A 9,364-nucleotide genomic window follows, 5' to 3' on the forward strand; every position below is an offset into this window, starting at 1 on the left:
GACTTGACCGGGGCCGGTCGGGTGCGGGCCGGTCGGGTGCGGGCCGGCCGGGCGGGCGCCGCGGGGCGGGTGGCGGCGGTGCGCGACCCGCCCCGCGGCGGGAGCGCGGGTGCCGCTCAGGCCCAGGCGAGGACCTGCGCCGTGATGTCGGCGGAGTGCAGGACCTGGCTGGCGCCGCCGCGGGCGACGAGCTGGCCGGGCATGCCCCAGACGACGGCGGAGTCCTCGGACTCGGCGACGGTGCGCCCGCCGCGGGCCTTGAGGGCGGCCATCTGCTCGGCGCCGTCGTCGCCCATGCCGGTGAGCAGGACGCCGATGGTGCGGGTGGGGTCGACGCACTCCATGGCGGAGGCCGTGAGGCGGTCGACGCTGGGGTGCCAGCGGTACTGCGAGCCGGCGGGGGTGGGGCGGGCGACGAGGTCGCCGCCGCGGCGGGTGAGGACCATGTCGGCGTCGCCGCGGGCGACGTAGACGTGGCCGGGCTCGACCTTGGTGAGGGCGGTGACCTCCTGCACGGGCAGCGCGCAGGCGGCGTCGAGGCGGCCGGCGAGGGCGCCGGTGAAGGAGGCCGGCATGTGCTGGGCGATGACGACGGCGGGTGCGAAGTCGGCGGGCAGGTCGGCCAGCAGGGTGGACAGCAGGGCCGGGCCGCCGGTGCTGGAGCCGATGACGACGAGGTCGGCGGCGGACTCGGCGGTGCTGCGGGTGGAGCCGGGGGTGCTGCGCCGCTGCAGCCGGGGCGCGGCGGCGGCCTCCTCGCGCTGGCGGCGCAGGCGGGCGGTGAGGGAGCCGCCGGCGCGCACGCGCGCGCCGGCGGCCTTCTTCACCTTGGCGACGATCTCGGCGGTGGCGTCGGCCATGTTGAGGGAGACGGTGCCGCCGGGCTTGGCGACGTAGTCCACGGCGCCGAGCTCGAGGGCCTCCAGGGTGGCCATGGCGCCGCGCTCGGTGAGGGAGGAGACCATGACCACGGGCGTGGGCTGCTCGCGCATGATCTCCGCGAGGCAGGTGAGCCCGTCCATGACGGGCATGTTGATGTCGAGGGTGACGACGTCGGGCTTCTCCCTCCCCAGGACGTCGAGGGCGTCCTCGCCGTTGCGGGCGAGGACGACCTCGACGTCGCCGGAGTCGGTGAGCATCGTCTTCAGCGCCTTGCGCATGAGCGCGGAGTCGTCGACGACGAGGACCTTCACCATCGGATCATGCGGCCTTCCGGGACAGGCTCGCCTCCTCGGCGAGCGCGGCGATCTGCTCGCGGCCCAGGAGCTGGTCGGGCTCGAGGACGAGGAGCATGCGGGAGGTGCGGGGCAGGTTGGCCACGCGGGTGACGACCTTGGCCTGCTCCTCCGACAGCTGGGGAGCGGCCTCGAGCTCGGTGTTGGCGACCTTGAGGACCTCGGCGACGGAGTCGACGACGAAGCCGGTGCGGATGCCGTCGATGATGAGGACGACGATGCGCTGGCGCTCGTCGCGCTCGGAGCGGTCCAGGCCCAGGCGGGTGCGCAGGTCGACCACCGGCAGCACGGCGCCGCGGAGGTTGACCAGGCCCTCGACGAAGTCGAGGGTGCGGGGGACGCGGATGAGGTTGTCCGGGACCCGGATGATCTCCTGCACCGCGTCGACGTTCACGCAGTACTCCTCGCCCTGGAGGCGGAAGACGACGAGGAGCTCGTCGTCGCCGCGGCCGTCGTCGACCAGGTCGTCCTCCTCGGTGGTGGTGAGCTCGGGGGTGCCGGCCTCGGCGAGGTCGGCGACGTCGGCGTCGACGAGGGCGTCGGCGGCCAGGACGGAGACCAGGCGGCGGCCGTCCTCCAGGCGGCAGACGGACTCCACCTCGCGGCAGGTGCCGCCGCCGGAGACGACGTGCGGCAGGGCGCCGACGAGGGCGGCGGGCACGCGCAGGACCTCGCGGACGGTGTCCATGACGACGCCGACGAGGCCGGAGCGGCCGTCGCGCTCGACGGTGATGACGACGATGCGGTTGTGCGGCTGGAGGGGGGTGACCTCCATGCCGAACACGCGGCGCAGGCTGACCACGGGCAGCAGCCCGCCGCGCAGGTCCATGACGCCGAGGACGCGCTCGGCGGCGTTGGGGACGGCGGTGATGCGCTCGGGGGCCTGGACGATCTCCTGGACGCGGTCGATGGGCAGGGCGTACTCCTGCCCGTCGACGGCGAAGGAGACCAGCTCCAGGGTGTCGTCGGTGTCGTCCTCGCCGCCGTCGGCGCTGGGGGTCCAGGTGCCGGATGTGGCGCCGGCGGTGGCGGTGCGGGCCAGGGCGGCGAACTCGGCGCGCACGAGGTGCTGGACGTCCAGGATGGTCGTCATGCGGCGCCCGTCGTGCTTGAGGACGCCGGCCAGCAGCTCCGAGCGGACGGTGGACTGCACGCCGTCGGCGGGCTCGAGCTGGTCGGGCTCGACGGAGACGACGGCGGTGACGCGGTCCACGACGAGGCCGAGGGTGGCGCCGCCGGCGGCGATGACGACGATGCGGGTGGCCTCGTCGTGCTCGGTGGAGGGCAGGCCGCAGCAGCGGCGCAGGTTCACCACCGGCAGGACGCGGCCGCGCAGGTTGGCCAGGCCCTCCAGGGCGGGCGGGCCCAGGGGGACCCGGATGAGCTCGGACATGCGGATGATCTCCTGCACGCGCTCCATGTGGACCGCGTAGGACTCCCCCGCCATCTCGAACGTGACGTAGTCGGTGCTCTCGCCGCCGTCGCCGTCCTGCGCGCCGCCGGTGTCGGCGGCGTCGGAGGGGGCGTGCCGGGGGGCGGGGACGCCGGGTGCGGCGTCCCCGTCCCGCGGGTCGGCGGCGAGGGTGCCGTCGAGGACGTCGGCGTCGCCGAGGTCCTGGACGGTGGTGTCGATCGTGCTCATGGCACTGCCCCTCTGCTCGGATCCGGTGTGGTGGCGCTGTTCCGGGATCCGGGTCAGCCGTTCTGGAGCTCGTCGGCCAGGGCCGCGATCTCCTCGATGGCGCTGGCGAGCTCGTCGGCGCCGGTGGACTGCTGCTTGGCGGCGGCGGCGGCCTGGGTGGAGAGGGTGTCGGCCTGGTTGGCGGCGGCGGAGATCTGGTCGAGGCTGGTCTTGACCTGGCCGAGGGCGGCGGCGATCTCCTGGGAGGCGCCGCGGACCTGCTCGTTGCCCTCGCGGACGACGCCCATGTCGCGCTCGACCTCGACGAGGCGGGCGGTGGAGGCCTTGGCGCGCTCGACCTCGACGAGGGCCTGGCGGGAGGTCTCCTCCAGGTCCGCGCGCACGGCGACGATGCGGTCCTGGACCTCCTTGACGAGGTCCTTGATGCGCTCGGCGTTGTCGGCGGAGTCGCGGGCGAGGTTGCGGATGTCGGTGGAGACGACCGCGAAGCCCTTGCCGTACTCCCCGGCGCGGGCGGACTCCACGGAGCCGTTGACGGCGAGCATGTTGGTCTGGATGGAGACGTTGGCGATGGCGTCGACGATCTTGTCGATCTTGCGGGAGACGATCTCCAGCTCGACGACCTGCTTGACGGACTCCTTGGCGGCCGAGGACGCGGCGGAGATCGCGGTGATCATGGAGTCGACGGCGGTCTTGTTGGTGCCCAGGGCGCCGATCATCTCGTCGGCCTTGTCGATCGCGACGCCGGCGCGGGACTCGGCCAGCTGGGCGCCGGTCTCGATCTGCGCGAGCGCGGAGGAGGCCTCCTGCGTCTTGGCGGACTGCGTCTGGGCGCCGGTGGAGATCTGGGAGATGGCGGTGGAGATCTGGGTGGCGGCGCGGTTGATCTCCTCGGCGGCCGCGGCGAGCTCCTCGGCGGCGGAGGCGACGTCCTCGGCGGACTTGCCGATGTCGGCGGAGCCGCGCAGCTCGTCGGCGACCTCGGACAGGGCCTGCGAGCCGGCCTCGGCCTGCTGCAGGGCGGCGCCCTGCTGGTCGACGGTCTGCAGGGACTCCTCGGCGGCCGCGGACTGCTGCTCGGCGGCGGCGGCGATCTCCTCGCTGCGCAGCTGGGCCTCCTGGGAGGCCTTCTCGCTCTGCACGGCGGCGGCGGCGATCTCGGCGGCGCCGTCGGCGATGACGACCATGTCGGTGCGGATCGCGGAGAGCTAGTCGGTGATCTCCTTGCCCTTGGCGACCTCGGCGCGGGAGGTGTCCGCGGAGCGCTGCACGCCCTCGGCGACGGCGGTGACGCCGGTGCGGATGGAGTCGATGAGCTCGCGGATCTGGGAGGCGGAGCGCTCGGAGGTCTCGGCGAGGGTGCGGACCTCGTCGGCGACGACGGCGAAGCCCTTGCCGTGCTGGCGGGCGCGGGCGGCCTCGATGGCGGCGTTGAGGGCCAGCAGGTTGGTCTGGTCGGCGATGCGGGCCACGGCGGCGACGATGGTGCCGATCTCCTCGGCCTGCTTCTCCAGCTCCGTGATCATGGTGACGGAGGCGGTCTGGCGGTCGGCGGCCTCGCCGACGTTGGCGACCAGGGTGGAGATGCCCTCGGTGGTCTCGGCCAGCAGCGTCTGCAGGGTGTTGGTGGCCTCGGAGACGCGCTTGGCGGTCTCCTGCTGGGTGCGGATGGAGGTGACGACCTGGTTGGTGGCGGCCAGGGACTCCTGGGTGGCGCCGGAGGCCTCCTCGGCGCCGGCGGCGATCTGCTGCATGGCGTCGCGCAGCTGGCGGGAGGCCTCCACGGACTGCGCGGTGGAGGCGGCCAGCTCGGTGGTGGCGGCGGCGATGCGCTCGGCGGCCTGCTGCTGCTTGGCGACGGAACGGGCGCGGCGGCGCGCCTCCTCGGACTCGCGGGCGTCCCTGCGGGTGGCCGGGGCGGCCGGGGCGAGGGCGGAGGAAGCGGGACGGGCGGCCGGGATGGCGGCCTTGGCGCCGTTCTTGGTGAGGGGCATGGGACCTGCGGGTCCTTCCGGGTCGTCGGCTGGTGCGCGTCCGACGACCCGCCGCGCCCGCCGCGAGGCGTGCGGAGGTGCTGCGGTGAGGAGTCGGTGCCCTCACCGCATCGGCGCAGCGGGGGGTGCGCTTGAGCCGCGCGGCGGGGCTGGCGGCGGTGACCGGTGCGCCCGGACGGGTGGGCGCGGGGGGCTCGCGCGGCCCGGTGCCCTCAGCGCAGGGTGTCCAGGACGGCGGCGATGTCGTCCTCGCCGGTGCGGGGGTTGACGATCGCCAGGCGCAGGCAGGTGCGGCCCTCGTGGGCGCTGGGCACGACGAAGGCGAACTGCTCGGCCAGCAGCCGCTCGCTCCAGGCGGTGTAGTCCGCCGTGGCCCAGCCGCGGCGGAAGAACGCCACCACCGACAGGTCCGGTTCGCGCACCAGCTGCAGCTCGGCGCGCCCGGCGACCATGGCGGCGGCGGCGCGGGCGACCTGCAGGGTGCGCTCGACGGCGGCGGTGTAGGCGTCGGCGCCGTGGGCGGCCAGGGAGAACCAGAACGGCAGGCCGCGCGCGCGGCGGGTCAGGCCGATGGCGTAGTCGGCGGGGTCCCACTCCCCCCGCTCGGTGAGGACGTCGAGGTAGCTGGCGCGCTGGGTGTGCGCGGCGCGGGCGGTGGCGGGGTCGCGGTACAGCAGCGCGCAGGAGTCGAAGGGCGCGAAGAGCCACTTGTGGGGGTCGACGATGAAGGAGTCGGCGCGCTCGGTGCCGGTGAACAGGTGCCGCACGGTGGGGGCGGCCAGCCCGGCGCCGCCGTAGGCGCCGTCCACGTGCAGCCAGGTGGGTGGGGTGCCGGCGGTGTCGGGGGCGTGGCAGTAGTCGGCGACGGAGGCGATGTCGTCGACGGTGCCGAGGTTGGTGGAGCCGGCGGTGGCGACGACGGCGGCCAGGTCGGAGCGGTCGGTGCCCAGGGCGGCGGTGAGGGCGGCGCCGGTGAGGCGGCCGGTGCGCGCGTCGACGGGCACGGGCACCACCTGCAGGTCGAGCACGTCGCAGGTGGAGGCGATGGAGGAGTGGGCGGTGGCGGCGGCGGCGACCTTCAGGGGGCGGCGGTGGCCCTCGCGGGCGCGCACGGCGGAGCGGGCGGCCAGCAGGGCCGAGAGGTTGCCGGTGGTGCCGCCGGGGACGAAGACGCCGCCGGCGCCGGCGGGCAGGCCGGCCAGGTCCGCGATCCAGCGCAGCGCCTGGTTCTCGGCGTAGACGGCGCCGGCGCCCTCCAGCCAGGAGCCGCCGTAGACGGAGGAGGCGCCGACGACGAGGTCGAAGAGGGTGGCGGCCTCGGTGGCGGCGCAGGGGATGAAGGACAGGTAGCGGGGGTGGTCGGTGGACAGGCACGCGGGGGCCAGGACGTCGCAGAACAGGTCCAGGGCCGCCTGCCCGCCCAGGCCGGCGGCGGTGATGGTCTGCCCGGCGGCGGCGGTGAGCTCGGCGGGGCTGCGGGGGGCGTCGAGGGGGACGGGGTCCAGCTGCAGGCGCTCGCGGGCCCGGCGCAGCACCTGCGCGGCCAGGTCGGCGGTGGCGGCGTCGAAGCGGTGCATCGCCTCCCCCGGCCGCGGCCCGGCGCCGGGGGTGCTCACGGGCGCGTCCCGGCGGGGTCGAGGACGGAGCGGTACACCGCCTCGGTGCGTTCGGCGATCGCGGTCCAGGAGAAGTCCGCCACCGCTCGCTCGCGCCCGCGCCGGCCCCGCTCGCGGGCGCGGTCGGGGTCGGCGGTGGCCTCGGTGAGGGCGGCGGCGAGGTCGGCGACGAACCGGTCGGGGTCGACGGGGGCGCCGGAGCCGTCGTCGACCTGCTCGATGGGCACCAGCCAGCCGGTCTCGCCGTCGGCGACGACCTCGGGGATGCCGCCGGTGGCGGTGCCGACGACGGCGGCGCCGCAGGCCATGGCCTCCAGGTTGACGATGCCGAGGGGTTCGTAGACGGAGGGGCACACGAAGGTGGTGGCGGCGGAGAGGACCTGCACCAGCTCCGGGCGGGACAGGTGCCGCTGCAGCCAGACCACGCCGGAGCGGGTCTGCTGCAGCTCGCGCACCAGGTGCTCGACCTCCGCGGCGATCTCGGGGGTGTCGGGGGCGCCGGCGCACAGCACCAGCTGCACGTGCGGGGGCAGCTCGCGGGCGGCGCGCAGCAGGTGCGGCAGGCCCTTCTGGCGGGTGATGCGCCCGACGAAGACGACGCTGGGGGCGTCGGGGTCCACGCCGAGGGCGGGCAGCAGGTCGCGGGCGCCGGTGGGGGCCCAGTCGGCGGCGTCGATGCCGTTGTGCACCACGTGCACGCGCGCGGGGTCCAGGAAGGGGTAGGAGCGCAGGATGTCGGCGCGCATGCCGGCGGAGACGGCGATGACGGCGGAGGCGCCGGTGTAGGCGGTGCGCTCCACCCAGGAGGACAGGGCGTAGCCGCCGCCGAGCTGCTCGGCCTTCCAGGGGCGCAGCGGTTCCAGGCTGTGCGCGGACAGCACGTGGGGAACGCCGTGCAGCAGGGACGCCAGGTGCCCGGCGAGGTTGGCGTACCAGGTGTGGGAGTGCACCAGGTCGGCGCCGGCGCAGTCGGCGGCCATGGGCAGGTCGGCGCCCAGGGTGCGCAGGGCGGCGTTGGCGCCGGCCAGCTCGGCGGGCTCGGGGTAGGCGCTGGTGCCGGGCTCGTCGCGGGCCTCGCCGAAGCAGCGCACCCGCACGTCCAGGCGCCCGGCGCCGCGCAGGGCGCGGGCGAGCTCGGCGACGTGGACGCCGGCGCCGCCGTAGACCGCCGGGGGGTACTCCTTGGTCAGGACGTCGACGCGCACTGCCCGCTCCTCAGCTCCTGGCACCGCCGGCCGCTCCGCCGGTGCCCCGCGGGGCGCCACGCTAGCCGCCGCGACACGCGGTGCACACGGGGCGTGCCGCAGGGCGACCCGCCGGTGGCGGCACTAGGTTGCGCACGTGGCTGCTCCCAACGTCCTCGCGATCGTCCTCGCCGGTGGGGAGGGCAAGCGGCTGATGCCCCTGACGGCCGACCGCGCCAAGCCCGCGGTGCCCTTCGGCGGCAACTACCGGCTCATCGACTTCGCGCTGAGCAACCTGGTCAACGCCGGCTACCGCAAGATCGTCGTGCTGACGCAGTACAAGTCGCACAGCCTGGACCGGCACGTCTCGCAGGCGTGGCGGATGTCGAACCTGTTCGGCAGCTACATCGCGTCCGTGCCCGCGCAGCAGCGCCTGGGCAAGCGCTGGTACCTGGGCAGCGCCGACGCGATCCTGCAGTCGCTGAACCTGGTGTACGACGAGCGCCCGGACATCGTGGTGGTGGTGGGCGCCGACCACGTGTACCGGATGGACTTCCGGCAGATGGTGGACGCGCACGTGGCCACGGGCGCGCCGTGCACGGTGGCCGCGATCCGCCAGCCGCTGTCGCTGGCCGACCAGTTCGGGGTGATCGAGACGGACGCGGCCGACCCGCGGCGGATCTCGGCGTTCCTGGAGAAGCCGGCCAACCCGCGGCCGCTGGCGGACTCGCCGGACGAGGTGCTGGCGTCGATGGGCAACTACGTCTTCGACACCGACGCGCTGGTGGACGCGGTGACCCGCGACGCCGACCGCGCCGACTCCAAGCACGACATGGGTGGCGACATCGTGCCGGACTTCGTGGGCCGGGGCCTGGCGGGGGTGTACGACTTCAAGGACAACGACGTGCCCGGTGCCACCGAGCGCGACCGCGCCTACTGGCGCGACGTGGGCACCATCGACTCCTACTACGAGGCGCACCAGGACCTCATCTCGGTGCTGCCGGTGTTCAACCTCTACAACTACGACTGGCCGATCATCACGGCGCAGAACTTCTACCCGCCGGCGAAGTTCGTCAACGGCTGGCAGGGCACCTACGGGCACGCGGTGAACTCCATCATCTCCGCGGGTGTGGTGGTCTCCGGTGCGCTGGTGGAGAAGTCGATCGTCTCCCCCGGGGCGCGGCTGGACTCCTGGGCGCACGTGTCGGACTCGGTGCTGATGGACGACGTGCACGTGGGCCGCAACGCGGTGGTGCAGCGGGCGATCATCGACAAGAACGTGGTGGTGCCCGACGACTCGCGGGTGGGGGTGGACCCGGAGGAGGACCGGGCGCGGGGCTTCACGGTGACGCCCTCGGGGATTACGGTGGTGGGCAAGGGGCAGCGCATCCCGTCCTGAGCCCACGGCCCGAGCCCACGGCCGGAGCCCACGGCCGGAGCGGCGCCCGGCGCTGCGCCCCGGCCGGGGCGGTGGGGGCGCGTTCGGGGCGCAGGTGGCGGCCACGCGCGGCTCAAGGTGGCCGCGGCGGCGCCCGACGTCTGCTGCATGTCCACGCGCCGCTGCCGCACCGCCCTGACCGCCGCCGCCCTGGTCACCGCGCTGGCCGCCGTGCTCGACACCGCGGCCGCCGCACCGGCCAGCGCCGCACCCGCCGCCGCCGCACCGGCGGCGGTGCTGCTGTCCGCGGACGTC

5 protein-coding genes and 1 pseudogene are annotated in these 9,364 nt (G+C 75.0%); 1 reads left to right on the forward strand and 5 read right to left on the reverse strand.

The window, feature by feature from the left end:
* Window positions 1-116: 116 nt before the first annotated feature.
* The 5 genes and pseudogenes from cheB to glgA form a co-directional block, all read right to left on the reverse strand.
* Complete coding sequence (gene cheB, locus ABEB16_RS04540; RefSeq protein ID WP_345711078.1) at window positions 117-1,196, reverse strand: chemotaxis-specific protein-glutamate methyltransferase CheB; 1,080 nt, start codon at window positions 1,194-1,196, stop codon at window positions 117-119.
* Window positions 1,197-1,200: 4 nt separating this feature from the next.
* Window positions 1,201-2,877, reverse strand: coding sequence for a chemotaxis protein CheW (locus ABEB16_RS04545; protein ID WP_345711079.1), 1,677 nt, complete (start codon window positions 2,875-2,877; stop codon window positions 1,201-1,203).
* 53 nt (window positions 2,878-2,930) lie between these two features.
* Window positions 2,931-4,871 (reverse strand): annotated as a pseudogene (locus tag ABEB16_RS22775) (methyl-accepting chemotaxis protein).
* A gap of 212 nt (window positions 4,872-5,083) precedes the next feature.
* Complete coding sequence (locus ABEB16_RS04560) at window positions 5,084-6,448, reverse strand: pyridoxal phosphate-dependent decarboxylase family protein (RefSeq protein WP_345711084.1); 1,365 nt, start codon at window positions 6,446-6,448, stop codon at window positions 5,084-5,086.
* Window positions 6,449-6,483: 35 nt separating this feature from the next.
* Window positions 6,484-7,692, reverse strand: coding sequence for a glycogen synthase (gene glgA / locus ABEB16_RS04565; RefSeq protein WP_345711082.1), 1,209 nt, complete (start codon window positions 7,690-7,692; stop codon window positions 6,484-6,486).
* 136 nt (window positions 7,693-7,828) lie between these two features.
* On the opposite strand from glgA, the gene glgC reads away from it, so the two are divergent.
* Window positions 7,829-9,070, forward strand: coding sequence for a glucose-1-phosphate adenylyltransferase (gene glgC / locus ABEB16_RS04570; protein WP_345711083.1), 1,242 nt, complete (start codon window positions 7,829-7,831; stop codon window positions 9,068-9,070).
* Window positions 9,071-9,364: the final 294 nt, after the last annotated feature.

The organism is Kineococcus glutinatus, from assembly GCF_039542765.1.
Lineage (GTDB): Bacteria > Actinomycetota > Actinomycetes > Actinomycetales > Kineococcaceae > Kineococcus_A > Kineococcus_A glutinatus.